Annotated in this window: 18 protein-coding genes and 1 pseudogene; 8 read left to right on the top strand and 11 right to left on the bottom strand. The window is 69.0% G+C overall.

Features of this window, described 5'->3' with window-relative positions:
* Window positions 1–92: 92 nt before the first annotated feature.
* The gene (locus tag OG589_RS32220) at window positions 93–1,352 is read right to left on the bottom strand and encodes an MMPL family transporter (RefSeq protein WP_405141785.1); all 1,260 of its coding nucleotides are present in this window, start codon (window positions 1,350–1,352) and stop codon (window positions 93–95) included.
* Between the two features lie 341 nt (window positions 1,353–1,693).
* Here OG589_RS32220 and OG589_RS32215 point away from each other — a divergent pair, with 341 nt between their 5' ends.
* Entirely contained in the window at window positions 1,694–2,836 is a 1,143-nt protein-coding gene (locus OG589_RS32215; protein ID WP_405141784.1) for a cystathionine gamma-synthase, read from the top strand.
* A 16-nt stretch (window positions 2,837–2,852) separates the two neighbouring features.
* Here the strand turns inward: OG589_RS32215 and OG589_RS32210 are convergent, their stop codons facing one another.
* The 4 genes from OG589_RS32210 to OG589_RS32195 form a co-directional block, all read right to left on the bottom strand.
* Complete coding sequence (locus tag OG589_RS32210; RefSeq protein ID WP_405141783.1) at window positions 2,853–3,284, bottom strand: hypothetical protein; 432 nt, start codon at window positions 3,282–3,284, stop codon at window positions 2,853–2,855.
* A gap of 74 nt (window positions 3,285–3,358) precedes the next feature.
* Window positions 3,359–3,505 (bottom strand): hypothetical protein, encoded by a 147-nt coding sequence (locus tag OG589_RS32205; RefSeq protein ID WP_405141781.1) that lies wholly within the window; start codon window positions 3,503–3,505, stop codon window positions 3,359–3,361.
* 182 nt (window positions 3,506–3,687) lie between these two features.
* Complete coding sequence (locus OG589_RS32200; protein ID WP_405141780.1) at window positions 3,688–5,646, bottom strand: vWA domain-containing protein; 1,959 nt, start codon at window positions 5,644–5,646, stop codon at window positions 3,688–3,690.
* 132 nt (window positions 5,647–5,778) lie between these two features.
* Window positions 5,779–7,299 carry a sigma 54-interacting transcriptional regulator gene (locus OG589_RS32195; protein ID WP_405141778.1) on the bottom strand — a complete coding sequence of 507 codons (1,521 nt, stop codon included), beginning with the start codon at window positions 7,297–7,299 and terminating at the stop codon, window positions 5,779–5,781.
* A 122-nt stretch (window positions 7,300–7,421) separates the two neighbouring features.
* On the opposite strand from OG589_RS32195, the gene OG589_RS32190 reads away from it, so the two are divergent.
* From OG589_RS32190 to OG589_RS32175, 4 genes are all read left to right on the top strand, one after another.
* Complete coding sequence (locus tag OG589_RS32190; RefSeq protein WP_405141776.1) at window positions 7,422–8,642, top strand: FIST N-terminal domain-containing protein; 1,221 nt, start codon at window positions 7,422–7,424, stop codon at window positions 8,640–8,642.
* Window positions 8,643–8,729: 87 nt separating this feature from the next.
* Window positions 8,730–9,302, top strand: a complete 573-nt coding sequence (locus OG589_RS32185) for an RNA polymerase sigma factor (protein ID WP_405141775.1) — start codon at window positions 8,730–8,732, stop codon at window positions 9,300–9,302.
* Window positions 9,299–9,985 carry a hypothetical protein gene (locus OG589_RS32180; protein WP_405141774.1) on the top strand — a complete coding sequence of 229 codons (687 nt, stop codon included), beginning with the start codon at window positions 9,299–9,301 and terminating at the stop codon, window positions 9,983–9,985. Before OG589_RS32185 ends, OG589_RS32180 begins: the two co-directional genes overlap by 4 nt.
* 78 nt (window positions 9,986–10,063) lie before the next feature.
* A complete protein-coding gene (locus OG589_RS32175; RefSeq protein ID WP_405141773.1) occupies window positions 10,064–10,363 on the top strand; it encodes an ROK family protein in 300 nt (99 codons plus the stop codon).
* A gap of 80 nt (window positions 10,364–10,443) precedes the next feature.
* Here OG589_RS32175 and OG589_RS32170 read toward each other — a convergent pair.
* Window positions 10,444–10,644: pseudogene (locus OG589_RS32170) on the bottom strand (hypothetical protein); the annotation flags it as partial.
* 26 nt (window positions 10,645–10,670) lie between these two features.
* Window positions 10,671–12,479 (bottom strand): asparagine synthase-related protein, encoded by a 1,809-nt coding sequence (locus tag OG589_RS32165; protein WP_405141772.1) that lies wholly within the window; start codon window positions 12,477–12,479, stop codon window positions 10,671–10,673.
* A gap of 536 nt (window positions 12,480–13,015) precedes the next feature.
* Between OG589_RS32165 and ilvA the strand changes: the two genes are divergently transcribed.
* Window positions 13,016–14,230, top strand: a complete 1,215-nt coding sequence (ilvA, locus tag OG589_RS32160) for a threonine ammonia-lyase (RefSeq protein WP_405141770.1) — start codon at window positions 13,016–13,018, stop codon at window positions 14,228–14,230.
* Here the strand turns inward: ilvA and OG589_RS32155 are convergent.
* From OG589_RS32155 to hppD, 3 genes are read right to left on the bottom strand one after another with little or no spacing between them, the layout of a single operon-like run.
* Window positions 14,223–15,674 (bottom strand): M1 family metallopeptidase, encoded by a 1,452-nt coding sequence (locus OG589_RS32155; protein WP_405141769.1) that lies wholly within the window; start codon window positions 15,672–15,674, stop codon window positions 14,223–14,225. The two genes, ilvA and OG589_RS32155, sit on opposite strands and share 8 nt — an antisense overlap.
* A gap of 32 nt (window positions 15,675–15,706) precedes the next feature.
* On the bottom strand, window positions 15,707–16,144 hold the full coding sequence (locus OG589_RS32150; RefSeq protein WP_405141768.1) for an RDD family protein: 438 nt from the start codon (window positions 16,142–16,144) through the stop codon (window positions 15,707–15,709).
* 41 nt (window positions 16,145–16,185) lie between these two features.
* Window positions 16,186–17,259 (bottom strand): 4-hydroxyphenylpyruvate dioxygenase, encoded by a 1,074-nt coding sequence (gene hppD / locus OG589_RS32145; protein ID WP_405141766.1) that lies wholly within the window; start codon window positions 17,257–17,259, stop codon window positions 16,186–16,188.
* 129 nt (window positions 17,260–17,388) lie between these two features.
* On the opposite strand from hppD, the gene OG589_RS32140 reads away from it, so the two are divergent.
* Both OG589_RS32140 and OG589_RS32135 read left to right on the top strand, forming a co-directional pair.
* On the top strand, window positions 17,389–17,868 hold the full coding sequence (locus OG589_RS32140) for an Lrp/AsnC family transcriptional regulator (protein ID WP_405141765.1): 480 nt from the start codon (window positions 17,389–17,391) through the stop codon (window positions 17,866–17,868).
* A 240-nt stretch (window positions 17,869–18,108) separates the two neighbouring features.
* A complete protein-coding gene (locus OG589_RS32135) occupies window positions 18,109–20,250 on the top strand; it encodes a transglycosylase domain-containing protein (RefSeq protein WP_405141763.1) in 2,142 nt (713 codons plus the stop codon).
* Window positions 20,251–20,527: 277 nt separating this feature from the next.
* Here OG589_RS32135 and OG589_RS32130 read toward each other — a convergent pair whose 3' ends face one another.
* Window positions 20,528–20,740 (bottom strand): DUF397 domain-containing protein, encoded by a 213-nt coding sequence (locus tag OG589_RS32130; protein ID WP_405141761.1) that lies wholly within the window; start codon window positions 20,738–20,740, stop codon window positions 20,528–20,530.
* Window positions 20,741–20,760 lie beyond the last annotated feature (20 nt).

The raw sequence follows: 20,760 nt of genomic DNA, 5'->3' as shown, positions 1-20,760 counted from the left end.
GGACCCGCCGCCGGACGGACGCTCAGGGCGCGTGGACCCGCCGCCGGACGGACGTACAGGCCGCGTGTGTGGACCCGCCGCCGGACGGATGCTCAGGCCGGGTGGGCGTCGCCGGGTGAGGCCAGGTGCGCGTCCGGCCGGTGCACCTCGGGGGCCGGGGCGGCGTCGGGCCACCACGCGCGGGCGCCGAGCATCGCGGTGAGCCCCGGGACGATCACCAGCGCGAGCGCCGCGCCCCCGGCGACCAGGCACACGCCGGACAGCACATCGTAAATCGCCGCGGTGAGCGTCCCCGTGGCCAGCAGGGCCGCGAGCGCGGGCGGGGCCGCGTACTTGGCGGCCAAGGCCGAGGAGGTACGGGGGTCACGGCCGGTACGGGCCGTCTCGCGCACCCGGGCGAGCACGAGCAGGGCGGTGGAGACGCTGACGACCAGCACGAACATGAACACGGCGATCTGGTCCCCCGGCCGGGCGGCGGCGGTGCCTGCCGCCCAGGCGACGAGCAGCGCTCCCGCCGTGAGGTAGACCGGGGAGATCAGGCTCCGGAGCACCAGCGCGAGAACGAGCGCGACCAGCACCCCGGCGACGGCCACGACGGGGAGGGGCAGCGGGGAGGGCACCAGCACCGGCCCGATCGCCCCCATCGCGACGATCAGCCCCGCCGCCAGGGACGTCCACGTGCCCGGGTGGGCGGCGACGGCCAGCCCGAACCTCGCCATGGCCGCCGGCCGTCCCGTGCGGCGCCGCCGCCGTGCGGGCCACGCCAGCCGGGAGCCCAGCACGGCGAGCACGGCGGGGAGCAGGGTGAGCACGACGAGCAGCTGCACCGAGGCCGTCACGGCGAGCGCGGGGCCGAGACCGCGCGGGTAGGCGCCGAGGGGCAGCGCGCCGCAGGAGGCGATCCAGGCCGCGCCCGCCGTGGCGACCACCGTCCCGGCCCGGTCCAGCGAGGTGCGCACGGCGTGCGCGGGCCCGTCGCCAGAGGCCAGGCGCTCCCTGAACCGGTGGATCAGCATGGTCGCGCACGCCGTCGTCGTGCCATAGGCGAACAGGCCCGGCGGGGTGGGCAGGCCCAGGGCCGAGATCGCCGTGGCGGACAGGCTGTGGACGGCCACCGCCGCCAGCAGGGCTGTCAGCGTCGCGGCGGGGGAGCGGAGGAAGGCGAGGAGCGCGAGGAGCGCGACGGCGGCGCCGAACGCTCCCGACGCGCCGGCCGGCAGCGGCCCGTACCCGCCGGAGACGCCGGGGAGCGTGTCGGGCCGGGCCGCCAGCGCGGCGGCGAGCACGGCCGTCCAGCAGGCCAGCACCCACCACGCATGGCGGGTCGTGAGCCTGCCGATGACGTCGAGCATTCGCCGTGGTCCCGTCGTGAGCACGTCGCGGGCGCCCGGAACGGCCTCCGCGGGAGGCCAGGCCAGGCGGCAATGAGGTCGAGATCGCGCGGTGCCGTGCAGTGGTCAGGTCGAACTCGGGTCGTGCCGTGAGGTGGTGAGGTCGAACGCGGTGGTGCGGTGGTGCGGTGAGGTGGAACTCCGGTGGTGAGGTGAGGTGAAGCCGGGAAGGGGGTTCCCAGCCGACGGTAGGCGGTGGTGAGGGGGGTTGCCATCGGACGGCGGGTTGATCCTCGTCTCGTCCTTCCGCCGTAGGCCTGCGGCGCGGTTTCGTCCTCCGGGAGGGGCGATAGCGTGGAGCCATGATTGAAGGCTTCGAGACTTTGGCCATTCACGCAGGCCAGGAGCCCGACCCGCACACCGGTGCGGTCGTGCCTCCCATCTACGCCGTGTCCACGTACAAGCAGGACGGCGTCGGCGGGCTGCGGGCCGGATATGAGTACAGCCGCTCGGCGAACCCCACCAGGAACTCTCTGGAGGAGTGCCTGGCGGCCATCGAGGGCGGGACGCGCGGGCTGGCCTTCGCCTCCGGCCTCGCCGCCGAGGACACCCTGCTGCGCACGGTGTGCAGGCCGGGCGACCACGTGATCATCCCGGACGACGCCTACGGCGGCACGTACCGGCTGTTCGCCAAGGTCCTCTCGCGGTGGGGGCTGCACTACGACCCGGTGCCGCTCGGCGACGTGGAGGCGGTGCGCGCGGCCATCCGCCCCGACACCAGGGCGATCTGGGTGGAGACCCCGACCAACCCGCTGCTGGGCATCGCCGACATCGAGGCGCTCGCCTCCATCGCCCACCAGGCGGACGCCGTGCTGCTGGTGGACAACACCTTCGCCTCGCCCTACCTCCAGCAGCCGCTGGCGCTGGGCGCCGACGTGGTGGTCCACTCCACCACCAAGTACGTCGGGGGCCACTCCGACGTGGTCGGCGGGGCCCTGATCACCCGCGACCGCAACCTCGGCGACGAGCTGGCCTACCACCAGAACGCCATGGGAAGCGTCGCGGGCCCGTTCGACTCCTGGCTGACCTTGCGCGGCATCAAGACGCTCGCCCTGCGCATGGAGCGCCACTGCGACAACGCCGAGCAGGTCGTCGACATGCTGCTCTCGCACCCTCGCGTCACCGAGGTGTTCTATCCGGGGCTGGCTGATCACCCCGGCCACGAGGTGGCCGCCAAGCAGATGAGGCGGTTCGGCGGCATAGTGTCGTTCCGCGTCGCGGGCGGTGAGGCCGAGGCGCTGGAGATCTGCGACCGCACGAAGCTGTTCACCCTCGGCGAGTCGCTCGGGGGCGTCGAGTCGCTGATCGAGCACCCCGGCCGCATGACCCACGCCTCGGTCGCCGGAACGGCCCTGGAGGTGCCCTCCGACCTGATCCGCCTGTCGGTCGGCATCGAGACGGCCAGCGACCTGATCGGCGACCTCAGGCAGGCTCTGGGCTCCTAGGGAGCCAAGGGCGCGCTCAGGGGTTGAACCACACCATCAGCACCAGGATCACGAGCCAGATGAGGGCCATGACCGACGAGAGGGTGGCGATGCGCCCGGTCTGAACCTTGGCGTCGTCCTCCGGAGTCTCGTTGGAGAGCACGCGGACGGCGGTGCTCTGGTCACGATCGATGATGACCAGCAGCACCGCCGCCACGATGAACAGCGTCATCGACACCGACAAGTACGGCTTGCCGATGTTGGCGCCCGCCAGCGCGAGGCCGAACAGGAACACGCCGAGGGTCAGCACGCCGAAGATGCGCGTGCTGCGGTGCAGGTAGCGCAGCACGGAGGCATCTCTGGCCCGGATGTATCGCGGGGTGAACATGGTGGCGGCGGTCAGCGGGCCGATCGCGAAGATCGCGAAGCCGATGTGCAGCCAGAGCAGAAGTTTGTCGAGGAACGACATGCCGCTGAGGCTATCGTCTCTGTGATCAGCGGGGAACGGCCGTCGGACAACCGTACGAAATCATGAGCGCGCGCTCATGATTTCGGGACGTCCTCCTGCGCCGTCTCGGCGGGGGTCTTGGGGACGGGCGGCTTCGGGGAACGGTGCCGGTTGTTCACGGTGACCTCGAACATCGTCACCGTGAAGATCATGAGGAGGAGGAGAGCGACTGCCGCGAACATGGCACCCTCCTTTCGGGACGGGCCGACCTCGGGGATCTCGGGTAAATCACCCTTTATGAATATCCTCCGAGATCGCATATCGATCGGCAACTGATTAACACCCAGCTCGACAAAGCGTATTGATTGTCCTTTCCCGAAAAGTGCGCCGGAAGATGGACATACCCCCGCAAACCGCTATTCAGTCAGCGGGTGCGGCGAGACCGCAGGAAGTCGCTGACGACGTACTCCCCGAGGCGGTCGGCGCTCGGGGAGAAGACCCGGCCGCCGTTGCGCCTGGCCACCTCGTCCACGAAGTCCTTGAGCCGCTCGTCCGTGGCCAGCATGAACACGTTGATCGTCGCCCGGCGGCGGGTCATCTTGTCGACCTCCGCCAGCGTGAGCTCCAGGGTCTCGCGGGAGGGCGGCCACTCGAACCAGTAACGGCCGTTCCGCATGAGGTGGGCGGTCGGCTCGCCGTCGGTGACGACGAGCACCACGGGCTCGAAGTCGGGGTGCCGGTCGAGGTGGCGGCCCGCGATCAGCAGCGCGTGGTGCAGGTTAGTGCCCTGGACCATGTCCCATTCGAGCCCGGCCAGCTCCTCGGCCTGCAGCACGCGGGCGTAGTTGGAGAAGCCGATGATCTGGACGGCGTCCCCGGGGAACTTGGACGCGACCAAGGCCTGCAGGGCCAGCGCCGTCTGCTTGGCGGGCGCCCAGGTGCCGCGCAGGGCCATGGAGTACGACAGGTCGACCAGCAGGCACACCGCCGCCGCCGTCCTCCGCTCGGTCTCGGCCACCTCGAAGTCGTCCACCGACAGCGACACCCGGCCGTCGCGGCCGGCGGGCACTCCCCGGCGAACGCCGTTGACCAGGGTGCGCACCACGTCCAGTGGCTGCTCGTCGCCGAAGCGCCACGGGCGGGACGAGCCGGTCAGCTCGCCGGCCGCTCCCGCGTCACGCTGGTCGTGGTCGCCGCGCCTGCCGGCGTCCAGCGAGTCGAAGACCCTGCGCAGGGCGGTCTCCCCGAGCCGGCGCACGGCCTTCGGGGTGAGCTCCAGCTTGCCGCGCTGCCGCCGGAGGTACCCCTGCTCCTCCAGCTCGCGCTCGATCTGCTTGAGCGTCTCCAGGTCGTCGACGGCCGACCGGCCCAGGGCACGGCGGATCGCGGCCTCGTCGATGTCGTCGAGCCGGGCTCCGGGGTAGTCCTGGCGGAGCGCCTCCTCCAGCCGGCCGAGGTCGGCGAGCTCCTCCAGGGCGCTGACGGCGTCGCCCATGCCGAGGGGCTGGTCGCCGTTCATCCGCTCAGGGGTGTCCCACGCGAGGTCGGGGCGGCGGGCGTACAGGGACTCGCCGAGGCGGGCCATCTGCTCGCCCAGGCCGGCCTGTCGCAGCGTCTGGTCGATCAGCCCCTGCAGCTCCTGGCGCTGCTCCGGGGTCATGGACGCGAGCATCCGCTGGGCCGCGGCGGACCTGCGGGCCAGGATGTCGACCAGCTCTTCGAGATTGCGGGGATTCTCCGGAAAGAATTCCCCATGCTTCTGCATGAATTGGTCGAAATCATCTTGGGTGTGCTCGCCGCGGGCGTCTCGGTCCAGCATGTCGTTCAGATCCGACATCATCTGCCGGACCCGTTCCATCGTCTCTGGATCGGGATTGGCCAGGGCTTCCCGCATGCCGCGGAACCTGCTGTCGAGGACCTCCCTGCGCAGCAGGTCGCGCAGCTCCTCGAACGTCTGGCGGGCCGCCGCCGAGCGCCACTCGTACGAGCTCAACTGCTGCACCGCGCTCGCGGTGTCGCTCGGCACCGCGTCGAGCTCCGACTCGCGCAGCCGCGCGTCGTCGGAGGGGTCGGGGAACAGCTCCGCCCGTTCCTGGCCGATGGCCTTGTCCAGAAGGGACCTGGCGCGTTCTAGCGTGCCGTCGAGGCTGCCGCGTTCCCGCAGCTCGCGGCGGCGCTTGCGCACCTCGCGCAGCAGCTCGTCGAGGCCGCGCCGGTCCTGTGCGCCGGGCAGGCCCCGCCTGAGCAGGTCGTTGAGGGAGTCCATCGGGCTGGACCCGGAAAGGATCGCGTCGCCCATCTCGTCGAGCGCGGCGCGCACGTCGTACGGCGGCGCCAGCGGATCGGGCCCGTCCTGGTACTCGCCGTATCGGTAGCCACTCATCTTTTGTGAGCCTAATCGTCGTGTGTCCGATGTGCGAGGAAACGCCAAGCGCCGCCCCGCCGCGCGAGGCACGGCGGGACCGAAGGCGGCTCACCGGCCAGGGGGCGCCGCCTCCGGTGGCGGAGCCCGGGCTCAGGTGCGGTAGACGGCGCCCCCGTCGACCTCGTCCTTGGACAGGCGCCGCATGAGATAGAGCCCTTCGAGGGCGAACTCCAGCGCGGCGGCGGCGTGCCCGGGGGACTCGTCGCCCTCGCCCATGCCCACGGCGGACATGATCTTGGCGAGGCCGTTGACGGGGCCGATCTGCTGGAGCAGGTCGGTGGCCGGGGTCAGCTCACCGGACTCGATCTGGACGCCCTCGCTGAACTTGTCCAGCAGCGCCGACAGGTCCAGGCCGCCGAGGGTGCCGCGGAAGGTCTCCGCGGTGGCCCGGCGCAGCAGGTGGGCGAGCACCTCGACCTCGCGGCCCTCCTCGCTCACTTCGAACTCCACCTTGCCGCGCAGCGTGGGGACGATGCCGGGCAGGTCGCACACCCGGGTCACCGGGCGCTCCTCGCCGGTCAGGGCGGCACGCCGTACGGCCGAGGCGGCGGCCGTCTCGGCGGCGGCGATCGCGAAGCGGGCGGAGACGCCGGAACGCGAGTCCACCGCCGTCGACTCCCGCACCAGGCGGGTGAACCGGGCGATGGTCTCCACCAGGTGCTCGGGCAGCTCGGCGCTCAGCCCGGCAGGCTCGCCCGCCGCGAAGTCCCCGGCCGGGTCCTGGCCCCGCCAGTTGAGCGCGGCCTCCTGGCGGATGAGGTCGAGCTCGTCCTCCAGGGTCAGCGGGTAGTGGGTGCGGATCTCGGCCCCGAACCGGTCCTTGAGCGGGGTGATGATCCGTCCCCGGTTGGTGTAGTCCTCGGGGTTCGCGCTGGCGATCAGCAGCAGGTCCAGGGGCAGCCGCAGGTTGTAGCCGCGTACCTGGATGTCGCGCTCCTCCAGCACGTTGAGCAGCGACACCTGGATGCGCTCGGCCAGGTCGGGCAGCTCGTTGACCGAGAAGACGCCCCGGTTGGTGCGGGGCACCAGGCCGTAGTGGACGGTCTCGGGGTCGCCGAGCGTGCGGCCTTCCGCGATCTTGATCGGGTCGACGTCGCCGATCAGGTCGCCGACCGAGGTGTCCGGCGTGGCGAGCTTCTCGCCGTACCGGTCGTCGCGGTGCTTCCAGGCGATCTCCAGCTCCTCGCCGTGCTCGGCGGCGAGCTTCACGCAGCGGACGCACGCGGGGGAGTACGGATGGTCGTTGATCTCGCAGCCGTCGACCACCGGGGTCCACTCGTCGAGCAGGCGGGTGATCGTGCGGATGAGCCGGGTCTTGCCCTGGCCGCGCTCGCCTAGCAGCACCAGGTCGTGGCCCGCCAGCAGGGCCCGCTCGAGGTGAGGGAGCACGGTGTCGTCGAATCCGACGATGCCCGGGAATCTCGGCCTGCCTGAGCGTAATCTGTCGAGCAGGTTTTCGCGGATCTCCGCCTTGACCGTGCGATAGGTGTGACCACTTTCGCGCAGGTCGCGGAGAGTGCGAGCTTGCGGCGTTTCACTTCGCTGTGTGGGCGATTCATGCACGGGAACGAGACTACGTCGCGCGGGGGGGATGCGGCAGCTTATACACATTTCGGATCTTGACCATTGCGTGACGCTATGCGCGCGTCGTTACTCCCGTAGTGGGGAGAATCCGGCCAAGAGGGGCAAATGGCCGACACTACGACTCGCGACGGAACGAGGAGGCGAGGCGTGTGGCAGTGCTGACGAGCCGGTTCGCGGACGGTCTCGCCGTGGGCTCCGACCTGGTGGTGGCCGCGGAGACCGCCGTGCGCCAAGCCCTCTCCGGTCTGTCGGGGCCGCCCGACCTGGTGTGCTTCTTCATCTGCGGCGAGGACCCCGAGGACGTCGCCCGCGCCGGGCTCCGCGCCATGCGCATGGCGCCGGGTGCCCAGGTCATCGGGTGCAGCGCCACCGGCGTGATCGGCGACAGCCAGGGGGTCGAGCTGACCTCGGCGGTCAGCGCCTGGGCCGCGAGCCTCGGCGGCGGGCGGGTCACGACCTTCGCGCTGGAGACCCTCCGCATGGAGGACCGCTTCGTGATCATCGGTCTGCCCGACCGGGGGGCCGACGACCAGGTGGCGATACTGCTGGCGGACCCTTACAGCTTCCCGACCGACGCCTTCGTGGAGCACTCGGCCGACGTCCTCGGCAACCTCCCGCTGGTGGGCGGGCTGGCCAACGGCATGCGGGGCCAGGGTTCCGTACGCCTGTTCGCGGGCGGCGAGATGTACACCGAGGGCGCGATCGGCGTGATGCTGAGCGGCCCCCTCAATGTCAGCACCGTCGTCAGCCAGGGCTGCCGTCCCATCGGCCCCACCATGGTCGTCACCCGCTCCGAGGAGAACCTTCTGCTGGAGCTGGCCGGGCAGCCCGCGCTCGCCCGCCTGGAGGACATCGTCAGCGGCCTCGACGAGGAGGACCGCGAGCTGGTCGCGTCCGGCCTGCAGATCGGCGTCGCGATGGACGAGTACGCCGAGAGCCACGAGCGGGGCGACTTCCTGATCCGCGGCATCCTCGGCATCGACCCCGAGCGCGAGGCCGTGGCGGTGGGCGACGTGCTCGACATCGGGCAGAGCGTCCGCTTCCAGGTCCGCGACGCCGCCGCGGCCGACGAGGACCTGTACGAGCTGCTGGACGCCCACGTCGAGCAGCGCGGGCGCATCGACGGCGCGCTGCTGTTCTCCTGCAACGGCAGGGGCGCCGCCATGTTCGGCAGCCCCGACCACGACGTGCTGGCGCTCCACGACACCCTGGGCCCGGTCGGCACGGCGGGGTTCTTCGCCGCCGGCGAGGTCGGCCCGGTCGCCGGGCACAACCACGTGCACGGGTTCTCCGCCTCGATCCTCGTCTTCTCCAGCGGCGCGGGCCAGAACGGCTCCGACGGCGGCCAGAAGGCGGCCCACGGGGTCTGAGCCCACTAGCAGGCCTTGGTGTAACGCTTTGTAGCTCTTCGTCCAAGCAGTGAGGTAAGCACTCGGACGACGAAGGGAGCGAAGCAGGTGCGCCTCAGACAACCGGGGTTGGCGGAGATCGCCGATGACCCCGACGCCTTCGAAGTCTTCTACCGGCGCCACTTCGACGAGGTGACGCGTTTCCTGGCCCGCCGGGTAGGCGATCCCCACACGGTCGCCGATCTTGTCGCGGAGGTCTTCCTCGCCGTGCTCGACTCGGCGCACACCTACCGGCCGGGCCGCGGGAGCGAGATCGCGTGGCTGTACGGCGTGGCGCGCAACACCGTCCTTGCCGAACGGCGGCGGGCCGCGCGCGAGCTCCGGGCCGGCAACCGGATCGCGGGCCGCAGGCTGCTGGAAGGCGACGACCTGGCACGCCTGGAAGACCGGATCGACGCGGAAAGCCCGGCGCGCCGGGCGCTCCAGGCCATGACCGGACTGCCGGAGAGCGAACGGGCGCTGCTGGAGCTGGTCGTGGTCGACCAGCTCACCGTGTCGGAGGCCGCCGCCGCCCTCGGCATCCGGCAGGGCACCGCCCGCGTCAGGCTCCACCGGGCCAGGCGCTCGCTCCAGCGGGTTCCCGGCGTCGTACCGCCCCTTGTGATGGAAGGAATCAGATGAACGACACATTCGAGGACAGGTTGCTCGCGGAGCTCAAGACGGAGATGTCCGTCAGGGCGCCACGGGGGCGCGCCCCCGCTCCGCGGTGGACCACCGGCCGAAAATTCCTGGCGGTGACAGCGGTGGCCGGAACGGCCGCGGCGGCGGCGATCGCCGTGCCACTGGTGACCGGGACCGGTGCCCCGGCCTACGCGGTGACCAAGAACCCTGACGGGTCGGTCACCCTCACGATCCGCGAGTTCCGCGACCCGGAGGGCGTCGAGAGGGAACTGGCCGCCGCGGGGGTGCGCGCCGACGTCACGTACATGCCGCTGGGCAAGCGGTGCGAGAGGCCAGGGTTCCGTCCCCTGGACGCGGACCAGGCGAACATGCCGACCGTCGAGGAGCTCGCGAGCAAGGATCCCGCGGTGCGGGCGAAGGTCAGGGAGAAGCTCGCCGGCTCGCCCTCCGGGAAGGCCATACGGATGCGGGACGGCATCACGATCTACCCCCGGTACGTCCAGCGTGACCAGACCGTGGTGCTGGAGATCGCGGAGAACCCGAAGGAGCCGACGGTGAAGAACCCGGGGGTCGCCTGGAGCTTCATTGGCAGGCTGACGGACGGGCCCGTCAACCCGTGCAAGCTCGTGGACGACCCCGGGGCGTTCGACATCGGGGACGCCACGCCGCCGCCGGGCATCTGACCCCGCCCGACGGGGCTTTCGCGCCGAATCCGGGCGTGAATAGGGGGCCTCCCCAGCCGCCGGACTGATGGTGGGCCGGTGCGGGTGCGTCCGGCCGGGGAGTGGGAGACTCTCCGTGCTGGAACGCGGGCCGGGCCGAGAGGTGATCGGCGTGGGGGCCGGGTGCGGCGGCCCGATGGCTTGGCCCGAGGGCGTCGTCCTGAGGGGCCCCCGTGCGGGTGCGGGGGACGTGGCTGCCTGGAGGCCATGGCCCGAGGCCCCGGCCTCGCCGCCTGGGCCCTGTCCCAGGGCTGGACTCCCGGCACGGGCGCCCGCCCGGCCGGGACGTACGTGGAGGCCGCCGAGGCGAGCGGGCGGCAACGCGACCGCGGTAAGTGATCCATTCCGAACAACGTGACGGGTAGAGAATTTGCTGCCTCTCTCCCCAAACACCGGCAATATGCCTGAGTGCCACGTCGGATCGTGATGATGATCTTGAAGCTGAATATGACGAGCAGAAGAGCCGATACCGTTAACCCCAGTGAGGCCATCCTGTCGTCGACGAAGCCTGCCGCCAACGCGACAACGATGACCGCCTCCATGCATACGATCACAGCGGCCGTCGACTTCACGGCTCTCGCCGGTACCATCGACCGAAGCGATTCGACGAAAGCCACCATATGACGAATCTTGCCGATCGCTGAAGTCACGAAGACGTACGGGGGATTTCTATGCGAATGGGCGCCAACCCCGTGACAGGGTCGCCGGGGAAGGACTCCGTCAACATGGCGGCGACGGTGTAGAGGTTCCAGGCGAGCGCGGGCTGCGATACCGAGGGCGCTGAGAACAGAGCTTTGAGTTCCTCCGGACGGACAAGTGCCGCCAATGCGTCAGCTCGTTCCAGGACGTAGTCGCCGAGCAGTCCGGACAGAACCGGCCCCGGACTGGTCCGCCAGTTCCAGCCGCCGCCGGCCTTCTTGGCGGGCTTCGTTGAGGGGGCCGTGCCGGACGACGACCATGGCCAACTCCAGCCCGACTTCTGCTCATCGGCAGCGAATCTCCACGGGCTGCCTTCGAGTTCGATTTTGTGCAGCCCCGGAGCGAATCGCCGGATCAGCTCGTAGACCACCTCTTCGGAGTGGCGCCACTGCTGGTCCAGCGAGAGTGCTTCGATGACCACCCGGTTGTCCAGGAACGGCTGAACGGGGTCACCACGGCGCAGCGACCCGGCTCTGGCCGAAGCATGCCATCGTCCTACCCGATAGGTGACGTACATATGATCGAGTACCTGCCAGGGGTTGCGCCCCGCTGTTTCCAACCAGGGGGCGGCGATCTGCCGGGCGTGATCGTTCGCCTCCTCTGTGAAAAGGGCCTCGTTCTTGAGAAAGAAATCCTTCACCCGGCGGAGCATGGCCTTGGCAGTGGTCTGCTTCTGGCTGTAGAGGAACCCGCCGCGCAGGATCTCCCCGCTCTGCCCCGACATGGTCGGCTTGGAGCTGTAGGGCAAATACTCCACGATGCTTTCGTAGGCGGAAGTCATCCCCTCGCACGTCCGCAGCACCTCGTAGGTGCGTTCGCTGGGGTGCGGCAGGAGAATGGCGTCCTTCTGCTCCGTCTGAATCGGAGGAATAACGTTGTGATCGATACGCAGCCTGCGCGCGATCAAACGGGCGATCCTGACGTCAGGATGGGTGTCGAGTCCGTTCGTGGTCGCCCTGAAGGGAATTCGTGCCGCGTGGAGCAGCGCGGCCATCAGTCGACTGTCCCGGCCGCCCGTCAAGGCCAGGTTCACTGGTTCCGCGGCAGACCGCAACGGCTCCACAGCCGCGACCAAAGCCTCTCCCAGTCCCGCGATCGCCGCACGCTTCGCCTTTGGTGATGTGGGGGTCGGACGGGCCTCGGGGAAGGTGCCTGGGGTGATGGTGCGGATCCCGCCGCGGATCGCGAGGGAGGAGGATGGGCCGAGAGCTGTCACCCCCGTGTAGGGGGTTTCGTCTGAGAGGAAGTACCCCTGGCGGATCATGGATTGGAGGGCGACCTCGTTCCAGGAGATGTTTTCGCCCGTCGCGACGAGATGAACGTGTAAGGCCCGACTACCGACCACATGCAGGTCAGCGCTCTCCGTGTAGAAGACCGGGAAGGCCCGAGTGCTGGAAGTCGCCGCTTGGATCTCTCCCCGAGCGGCACCGAAGGCGGAGAAACAACCACCCGTCCCGTCTGCTTGGTGGCCTAAGGAAGCCGTCTCAAGGAGTCGCCTGACGCCGTCCTTCTGGGCCATGTTGCCGCTGACTCCCACCGCTCGCCCTTCGCCCTGCGCGAGCAGCGGCGGACGGCCGGTGGTCGACCCTTCGTTGGACCAGGCTAATAATGCGGTCTCTTCGTCGATCCATTCGGCTGCGGTCACCGTGTCCAGAGGGACGGGAAACACCTTCCCGACAGCTGACCGTGCGACCGATATCGCCATATTAATATCGACTCCGGAACGCTTTGCGGCCAGTGCCAGAAATACTCGCATGATTCACCTTGTGATCGCACGTCGAATGAGTACCTCCCCACGCTTTGTCAAGCATGGGGAGGCCTTGACTAGCATATAGTACAGATCACGGGCAGGCGCAGGGACAGCCACAGGCGTAATAGGCCCAGCTTCCGCAACTGACGACGGTGCCGTTGCCATTCATCGTGCAGGTGTCCAATCTGTCCGGGACTGTCTTGGACGCGCCTTACTGGTTATTCGCCTGGTGAGTTGAGGTGGAAGTATGGATCTCAGCTTGAGAGGGGGCGTCGTTATATTGTTTGGGTACATCAGATGACTACGTTCCGCTTCCCATAAGTTCTATATTCGCGCCGGCCTTTCGGGCGGTCCGGAATGACGGGGGGAACATCTGTGGAGCGCTGGTGGGCGTTCGACATCGGTGAGCGCACCCCGCCGCCGGGCAGCTGACGGTCCCGCCTGAGCGCCGCATCCAGTGCTCGATAGGGGCTTGCCCCAGCCGTCGGACTGATGGTGGGCCGGTGAGGGCGAGGGGAGGCGATGAGTGGGAGACTTCGGGCATGGCGCACCCTGAGGTGACCTACGACGATGTGGTCGCCGCCCGTGAACTGCTCGACAACGTGGTCATCCGCACGCCGTTGTTGCATTCCCGGGTCCTGTCCGAGCTCATCGGCGGCCCGGTCTACCTCAAGTGCGAGAACCTCCAGCGGGCCGGCTCGTTCAAGGTCAGGGGCGCGTACGTGCGCATCGCCCGGCTCACCGACGAGGAGCGCTCCCGGGGCGTGGTCGCGGCGAGCGCCGGCAACCACGCCCAGGGAGTGGCTCTGGCGTCGGGGCTGCTGGGCTGCAAGTCCACGGTGTTCATGCCCCACGGCGCGCCGCTGCCGAAGGTCGAGGCCACCCGCTCGTACGGCGCCGATGTGATCTTCGCGGGCACGACCGTCGACCACGCGCTGGCGGCGGCCAAGGAGCACGCCGACGAGACCGGGGCCGTCTTCATCCACCCGTTCGACCACCCCGACGTCGTGGCCGGTCAGGGCACCCTGGGGCTGGAGATCCTCGAACAGCTCCCCGAGGTGGGCACGATCACGCTCGCGGTAGGCGGCGGCGGGCTCGCGGCGGGGGTCGCCCTCGCCGCGAAGTCCATGCGGCCGGGCGTGCGCATCGTGGGCGTGCAGGCCGAGCGGGCCGCCGCCTACCCCGCGTCACTCGCCGCGGGGCACCCGGTCGTGGTGGAGCCCGTGTCGACCATGGCCGACGGCATCGCGGTCGGCCGCCCCGGCGACATCACCTTCGAGATGATCCACTACCTGGTGGACAGCGTGGTCACGGTGTCGGAGGAGACGCTGTCGCGGGCGCTGCTGCTCTGCCTGGAGCGCACCAAGATGGTCGTGGAGCCCGCCGGAGTGGCCGGGGTCGCCGCGCTGCTCGACTGGCCGCACGCCTTCGAGCCGCCCGTGGTCGTGGTGCTCTCGGGGGGCAACATCGACCCGCTGCTGCTGTCGAAGGTGCTGCGCCACGGCCTGTCGGTCGCCGGGCGCTACCTGGCCTTCCGCATCAGGCTCCCCGACCGCCCCGGGGCGCTCGCCACGCTGCTCAGCCGCTTGGCGGACCTCGGGGCCAACGTGCTCGACGTGGGCCACGAACGCATGGACCCCCGGCTCCACCTCGACGAGGCAGAGGTGCTGATGCATCTGGAGACCAAGGGGCCCATCCACTGCGACGAGGTGCTCACCGGCCTGCGCCGCTACGGCTACAAGCTCATCTTCAGCTGAGCGCGGGGCGCTGCGGCTTGAAGAGCCAGGCGTCGAACAGGCCGCCGAGCTGCTTGCCCGAGAGCTTCTCGGCGAGCTGGACGAACTCGCCGGTGGTGACGCCGCCGTACTTGTGCTGCTCGGTCCACGTGCGCAGGAGCTTGAAGAACGTCTCGTCGCCGATGCGCTTGCGCAGGACGTGCAGCGTCATGGCGCCACGGAGGTAGACCGAGGTGTTGAAGAGGTCCTGCCGCTGGGCCACCCCGGGCGGGTACTTCCAGAGGGGCGCCGTCTTGGCCGAGTAGTAGTCCTGGAAGGTCTTCTCGGCGGTGAGGCCGCCGTTGTGCTCGGTCCAGAGCCACTCGGCGTACGTCGCGAAGCCCTCGTTGAGCCACAGGTCCCTCCACCGGGTGATGCTCAGGCTGTCGCCGAACCACTGGTGAGCGAGCTCGTGGGCGATGATGCTCTCGTCCGGCTCGAAGCCTCCGTACATCGGCTTGGTCTGGTTCTCCAGGGCGTAACCGGTGGAGAAGTCGTCGATCACGCCGCCCGTGGAGTTGAAGGGGTACGGCCCGAAGACCTTCGACCAGTAGTCGGTCACCTTGGCGGAGGTCGAGTACAGGAAGCCGAGGTCGTTCTTGAACGCCGGGTCGGTCGCCGCGTACACCGGGATGCCGCCCGGCGACTTGCCGGTCTTGACGTCGAACTTCCCGAGCGTGATCGTCGCGAGGTAGGTCGCCATCGGGTGGCCCTCGTGCCAGGCGAAGGTGGAGGTGCCACCGGAGGTGACCGGGTCGCCGCGCAGCTCGCCGTTGGCGACGACCGTGGTGCCGGCGGGCACCGTCACGTCGAAGTCGTACGTCGCCTTGTCGGACGGGTGGTCGTTGCACGGGAACCAGGTCTTGGCGCCGTTGGGCTCGCTGGTGACGAACGCGCCGTCCTTGGTGGGGATGAAGCCGTAGGTGCCGAGGTTGGAGGAGTTGCGCACGGGGTCCGGCTTGCCGGCGTAGTCGACGGCGACCTCGAACTCGGTGCCGTTGGCGATCACGGCGGCGGGGCTGACGGTGAGCTCGTCGCCCTCCCTGGCGAACTTCGCGTCCTTGCCGTCGACGGTGACCTTGCGCACGGTGAACCCGTGCAGGTCGAGGTTGAAACTCGACAGGCTCTGGACGGCCTTGGCCTTGACGCTCGCCGTGCCCGAGAGCTTCTTGGTCGGGGGGTCGTAGGCCAGCTTCAGCGCGTAGTGGCCGACGTCGTAGCCGCCGTTGCCGTCGAGGGGGAAGTCGGGATCGCCGATGCCCGCCGCGCCGGGCGTGCCTACCCCGGACTGGGCGGACTGCGCGGTGCCGGCGTCGGGTGCCGGGCTCTGCGCCGTCGCCCCGCTCGAGGCGGTACAGGCGTTCAGACCGAGAACGGTCGCGGACAGCATGGCGGTGGTCAGCCGCTTGGGCCCCTTCAGCTGCATGTCGTGCAGCCTACGGGAGAAAGACCAGGTCATCAGGCATCCACGACAATGGTCGAGGCGGCTTTGTCGTGCAAAGCCTGCTTCTTTCCGTCAAACAGGATCCACGCCACGTCGACGAGACCCAGGCAACAGACCACGCTGAAGATCCCGTACACGGCCTCGCGGACCGCCGCCTGCCCCGGCGATACGGGCTCCTGGGTGGGGTCCCGCACGACCCGCAGCCCGAACAGCTTCTTGCCCACGGTCTGGCCGCGCCAGAACGCCGTCAGCAGCCAGTAGTAAAGAAACCAGACGATCGCGACGGCGACCCCGTTGCTCGCATGCACCACCTCGTATGCCCCATCCGGCATCCGCTCGGCCACCGTGGAGGAGAACGGCGAGGTGATCAGCCCCACGATCAGGATGTCGAGGATGCCGGCGAACAGGCGTCTCCACCGCCCCGCGAGGGGTGCCGGCCCTGGTGATCCCATGCGTATGTGATCACCAGGATGCCCTCACCGCAAACAAGCGATCACAGGTTGCCGCGCCGGTCCTGCTCCCGCTCGATCGCCTCGAACAGGGCCTTGAAGTTGCCCTTGCCGAAGCCGAGCGAGCCGTGGCGCTCGATGAACTCGAAGAACACCGTCGGGCGGTCCTGCACGGGCTTGGTGAAGATCTGCAGCAGGTAGCCGTCCTCGTCGCGGTCGACCAGGATGCGCTGCCGCTTGAGCTCCTCGATGGGAGCGCGCACCTCGCCGATCCTCGCGCGCAGCGCCGGGTCGTCGTAGTACGAGTCGGGCGTGTCGAGGAACTCGACCCCGGCCGCGCGCATCTGCTCGACGGTCCTGATGATGTCGTTCGTGGCGAGCGCGATGTGCTGGACGCCGGGACCGCCGTAGAACTCCAGGTACTCGTCGATCTGCGACTTCTTGCGGCTGATCGCCGGCTCGTTCAGCGGGAACTTCACCTTGCGGGTGCCGTTCGCGACGACCTTGGACATCAGCGCGGAGTACTCGGTCGCGATGTCGTCGCCGATGAACTCCGCCATGTTGGTGAAGCCCATGACCCGCTTGTAGAAGTCCACCCACTCGTCCATCTTGCCGAGCTCGACGTTGCCCACGCAGTGGTCCACGGCCTGGAAGTACCTCTTGGCCGGGGGCTCGACCAGCGGCTGGGCAGGCACGTAGCCGGGCAGGTAGGTGCCGCTGTAGTTCGACCGGTCGACGAGCGTGTGCCGCGTCTCGCCGTACGCGGCGATGGCCGCCACGACGACCTTGCCCTTCTCGTCCTCGATGGTGTACGGCTCCGCGAGCCCGCGGGCGCCGGCCGCGACGGCGTGCGCGTAGGCGCCTTCCACGTCGGGAACGTCGAGGGCCAGGTCGATCACGCCGTCGCCGTGCTCCGCCACGTGGCGGGCGATCTCGGTGCCCGGCCGTACCGAGCCGCGCAGCTCGAAGCGCGCGCTTCCGGAGGTCAGCACGTAGGCCACCTCGTCCCGGCTTCCCGTCTCGGGCCCCTTGTACGCGACCAGGCGCATCCCGAAGGCCGAGGAGTAGTAGTGCGCCGCCTGCTTGGCGTTGCCTACCGCGAAGACCACCGAATCCATGCCGTGTACTGGAAATACATCGCTCATGAGGTCACTCTCAGATGAGGTGACCTATATGTGCAAGTGTTACCCAAACTGGTAGGCAGATTGACTAGCCATCCTGGACCTCCAGGGGTAATCCTGTACAGCATGACGATTGACGAGCTGGACGTACGGCTCATCTCTCTTCTCGCCGCCGAGCCGCGCGTGGGCGTCCTGGAGGCGTCCAGAAGGCTGAACGTGGCCCGGGGGACCGTCCAGGCGAGGCTCGACCGGCTCGTGGAGAGCGGCGTGATCACCGGGTTCGGCCCCGACGTCGACCCCGCCGCCCTGGGGTACCAGGTGACCGCGTTCGTCACTCTGCAGATACGGCAGGTCAGCGGCCATGAGCCGGTCGCGAGCCTGCTCGCGTCCATTCCGGAAGTGCTGGAGGTCCACACGATCACCGGTGGCGGTGACATGCTGTGCCGGGTGGTCGCGAGGAGCAACGCCGATCTTCAGCGGGTCATCGACCTGATCGTCGACGTCGAGGGGGTGGCGCGCACGTCGTCGGTGATCGCCCTGGACACGCCGGTCGCCTACCGGGTGCTGCCTCTCGTGGCCGGCACTCCGCGTCACCGTGACCGCTAGAGCCGCGCCCCTGAGCCCTACGCGGTTTCGTACGAAGACGTGGCAATAAGCAGATCTGTCCCGTACGCATATCGGGGAACCCGCGAGCATGTCCCATACGAGGACCTGGAAATCTGCGAGCCTGTGCAATGCGGAGATCGTGGGGCCACTCGACGAGCGGAGCACCGGTATCTATCGTTTACTGTGGACGATCCGCCCAGCTTACGGGGGTTTGCTGGGCAGCAGATCGGGGGTTGAGCCGTGCGGGACCAAGAGAAGAAGCGCTCGTCGAGGCGTCGTCTTCTCCGCCGATTCCTCATCGCCGGTGGCATCGCCGTTCTCGGCATCGTCGCGATGGTGGCCGTGGTCTGGGTTCTGACGCCGATCCCCGACACCACCCAGAAGGACGCGACGGCGCAGGGCTCGCTCATCTACTACCGCGACGGTAAGACGGTGCTCGCCCGGCAGGGCGTGAACCGCAAGAACGTCCCGCTCGAAAAAGTGCCCAAGGTAGTGCGTGATGCGGTCATTTCCGTCGAGAACCGTACTTTCTACCAGGACCAGGGCGTGTCTTTGCCGGGCACCGCTCGCGCCATGTGGTCGACCGTGACCGGCAACCAGGTGCAGGGCGGTTCGACGATCACCCAGCAACTGGTACGCAACTACTACAGCGGGCTCAGCCAGGAGCGGTCGGCCACGCGCAAGTTCAAAGAGATCATGATCTCGCTGAAGGTGGATCGCTCCAAGTCCAAGTCCTGGGTGCTGGAGCAGTATCTCAACACCATCTACTTCGGCCGGGGTGCGCACGGCATCCAGGCCGCCGCGCAGGCCTACTTCGGCAAGGACGTCAGCAAGCTGACCCCGTCGCAGGGCGCCTACCTCGCGGCCGTGATCCAGCAGCCGTCGCGCTTCGCCGCGCCCCAGGGCGCCGACCTGGACGCCGCCAAGGCCCGCTGGCAGACCGTGGTCGACGCCATGGTGCAGACGCGCTCGCTCGACCGGTCCGAGGCCGCGACGCTGACCTTCCCCAAGCTCGCCAAGCTCAAGAACCCGCTTTCGCTCAACGGCCAGAAGGGCTACATGCTCGCCCAGGTACGGGCGGAGCTGAACCGCCGGGGCCTCTCCGACGAGGACATCCAGCAGGGCGGCCTCAAGATCACGACGACGTTCGACAAGGGGCTCATGGCCATCGCCGAGCGCGCCGTCGAGGAGACCCTGCCCTCGGACACCTCCGGCAAGGTGCGCACCGGCCTCGCCGCCGTCGACCCGGGCACCGGTGAGGTCGTCGCCTTCTACGGGGGCAAGGACTACACCGAGAACCAGTACGACAACGCGTTCTCGGCGAAGGTCCAGGCCGGGTCCACGTTCAAGCCGTACACGCTGGCCGCCGCGCTGGAGAACGGCCTCGACCTGAACACCCGGGTCAACGGCAACTCGCCGATCCGGGTCGCCTCGGCGAAGGACCCGATCCCCAACTCCGGCGGCACCTCGTACGGCTCGTCCATCGACCTGGTCGAGGCGACGCGCAACTCGGTGAACACCGCCTTCGTCGACCTCGCGCAGAAGGTCGGGCTGAAGAAGGTCGCCAAGGCCGCCGAGGCCGCGGGCATCCCGGCCGGCCAGATCGCCAAGCAGAAGGACTACCCGACCTTCCCGCTCGGCACCGCGTCGGTCAGCGCCGTCCAGCAGGCCTCCGGGTTCGCCACCTTCGCCGCCAACGGCATCCACAGGGAAGCGCACGTCATCCGCTCGGTCACCGACGCCAAGGGTCACACCAGCAAGTTCACCGCGACCGGCGTCCGCGCGTTCAGCGAGCAGACGGCCGCGGACGCGACGTACGCCATGCAGCAGGTGGTGGAGGGCGGCACCGGCACGGCCGCCCGGTTGTACGACCGCCCCGTGGCCGGCAAGACCGGCACCAGCGACTCATCCAGCTCAGTGTGGTTCGTCGGGTACACCCCGCAGCTCTCGACCGCCGTGAACATGTTCCGCGACGACAACAAGACCGTGAGCGTCCCCGGGTACGGCGCGCTGTTCGGCGGCTCCCTGCCGGCGCAGGTCTGGCGGGCGTTCATGTCCGAGGCGATGTCGGGCCGGCCGGTCAAGGACTTCCCCGGCTCCACGTCGTACGACCCGTACTACAACGACTGGAACGGCGGCTTCAACGGCTGGGGCGACAACGGCAACGGGAACGGCTGGGGCAACAACCGGAACGACGGGACGCCCCCCAACAACCGGGCTCCCGCGTCGCCGGACCCGCAGCGGCCCGACACCCGGCCGACGCCGAACCCCGACACCACCGGCAGCCCCGACCCCAACCCCAACCCCACCACCGGACCCGACGGCACCACTCCCCTCCAGCCCGACAACCGCCCCGTCGAAACCCCACCCCCACCGGGCTGACACGAACAGCCTTCTTCCCACCCGTTGCCGCCGTGGGTGGTGAGCCCCGTGCTGCCCACCCAGATCGTTGCCTAGCCGCAGCGGCAGGTGGAGGGCGGCACCCGCAACCTGCGGCGCGTGGTGTTCGGCTACCGAGCAGCGTGGGAGTCAAGCGGTCCCTATTGCTGAAATGCAAAGAGCCGAGCCGCTAGGGGCGATCGGAGGCATGTGATCAAAGTGCAGAAATGGGCATTATCTCGCTGATGAGGTGACGACTGTCTGGCTGCCGGGACGACGATCAGACGAGGTCGCCGAACGCGCCGCGCTTGATGGTGCCGAGGCAGGCGGCCCACGCGGCGCGGTTGACCTTCAACGCCGGTCCGTCCGGCTCTTTGGAGTCGCGAACGGCAACCATGCCGTTGTGTAGTTGCGCGATCTCGACGCAGTTACCGTTGCCGCCGCTGTAGGAGCTCTTGCGCCAAGTGACGCGGGACAGATCCGTGTCAGACATCCCGCGCCTCCTCTGTTTTG

The sequence above is a fragment of the Sphaerisporangium sp. NBC_01403 genome (assembly GCF_045040145.1).
GTDB lineage: Bacteria > Actinomycetota > Actinomycetes > Streptosporangiales > Streptosporangiaceae > Sphaerisporangium > Sphaerisporangium viridialbum.
Note: the sequence above shows the minus strand (reverse complement) of the source record. Positions and strands in the feature narration are given on the sequence as shown.

Coding starts and splice junctions, on each gene's coding strand:
- hppD (WP_405141766.1), bottom strand. CDS start 17,259: ATGGATTCGGTGGTCTTCGCGGTAGGCAACGCCAAGCAGGCGGCGCAC.
- OG589_RS32165 (WP_405141772.1), bottom strand. CDS start 12,479: ATGCGAGTATTTCTGGCACTGGCCGCAAAGCGTTCCGGAGTCGATATT.
- OG589_RS32150 (WP_405141768.1), bottom strand. CDS start 16,144: ATGGGATCACCAGGGCCGGCACCCCTCGCGGGGCGGTGGAGACGCCTG.
- ilvA (WP_405141770.1), top strand. CDS start 13,016: ATGGCGCACCCTGAGGTGACCTACGACGATGTGGTCGCCGCCCGTGAA.
- OG589_RS32215 (WP_405141784.1), top strand. CDS start 1,694: ATGATTGAAGGCTTCGAGACTTTGGCCATTCACGCAGGCCAGGAGCCC.
- OG589_RS32200 (WP_405141780.1), bottom strand. CDS start 5,646: ATGAGTGGCTACCGATACGGCGAGTACCAGGACGGGCCCGATCCGCTG.
- OG589_RS32130 (WP_405141761.1), bottom strand. CDS start 20,740: ATGTCTGACACGGATCTGTCCCGCGTCACTTGGCGCAAGAGCTCCTAC.
- OG589_RS32155 (WP_405141769.1), bottom strand. CDS start 15,674: ATGCAGCTGAAGGGGCCCAAGCGGCTGACCACCGCCATGCTGTCCGCG.
- OG589_RS32140 (WP_405141765.1), top strand. CDS start 17,389: ATGACGATTGACGAGCTGGACGTACGGCTCATCTCTCTTCTCGCCGCC.
- OG589_RS32180 (WP_405141774.1), top strand. CDS start 9,299: ATGAACGACACATTCGAGGACAGGTTGCTCGCGGAGCTCAAGACGGAG.
- OG589_RS32205 (WP_405141781.1), bottom strand. CDS start 3,505: ATGTTCGCGGCAGTCGCTCTCCTCCTCCTCATGATCTTCACGGTGACG.
- OG589_RS32220 (WP_405141785.1), bottom strand. CDS start 1,352: ATGCTCGACGTCATCGGCAGGCTCACGACCCGCCATGCGTGGTGGGTG.
- OG589_RS32210 (WP_405141783.1), bottom strand. CDS start 3,284: ATGTCGTTCCTCGACAAACTTCTGCTCTGGCTGCACATCGGCTTCGCG.
- OG589_RS32195 (WP_405141778.1), bottom strand. CDS start 7,299: ATGTGTATAAGCTGCCGCATCCCCCCCGCGCGACGTAGTCTCGTTCCC.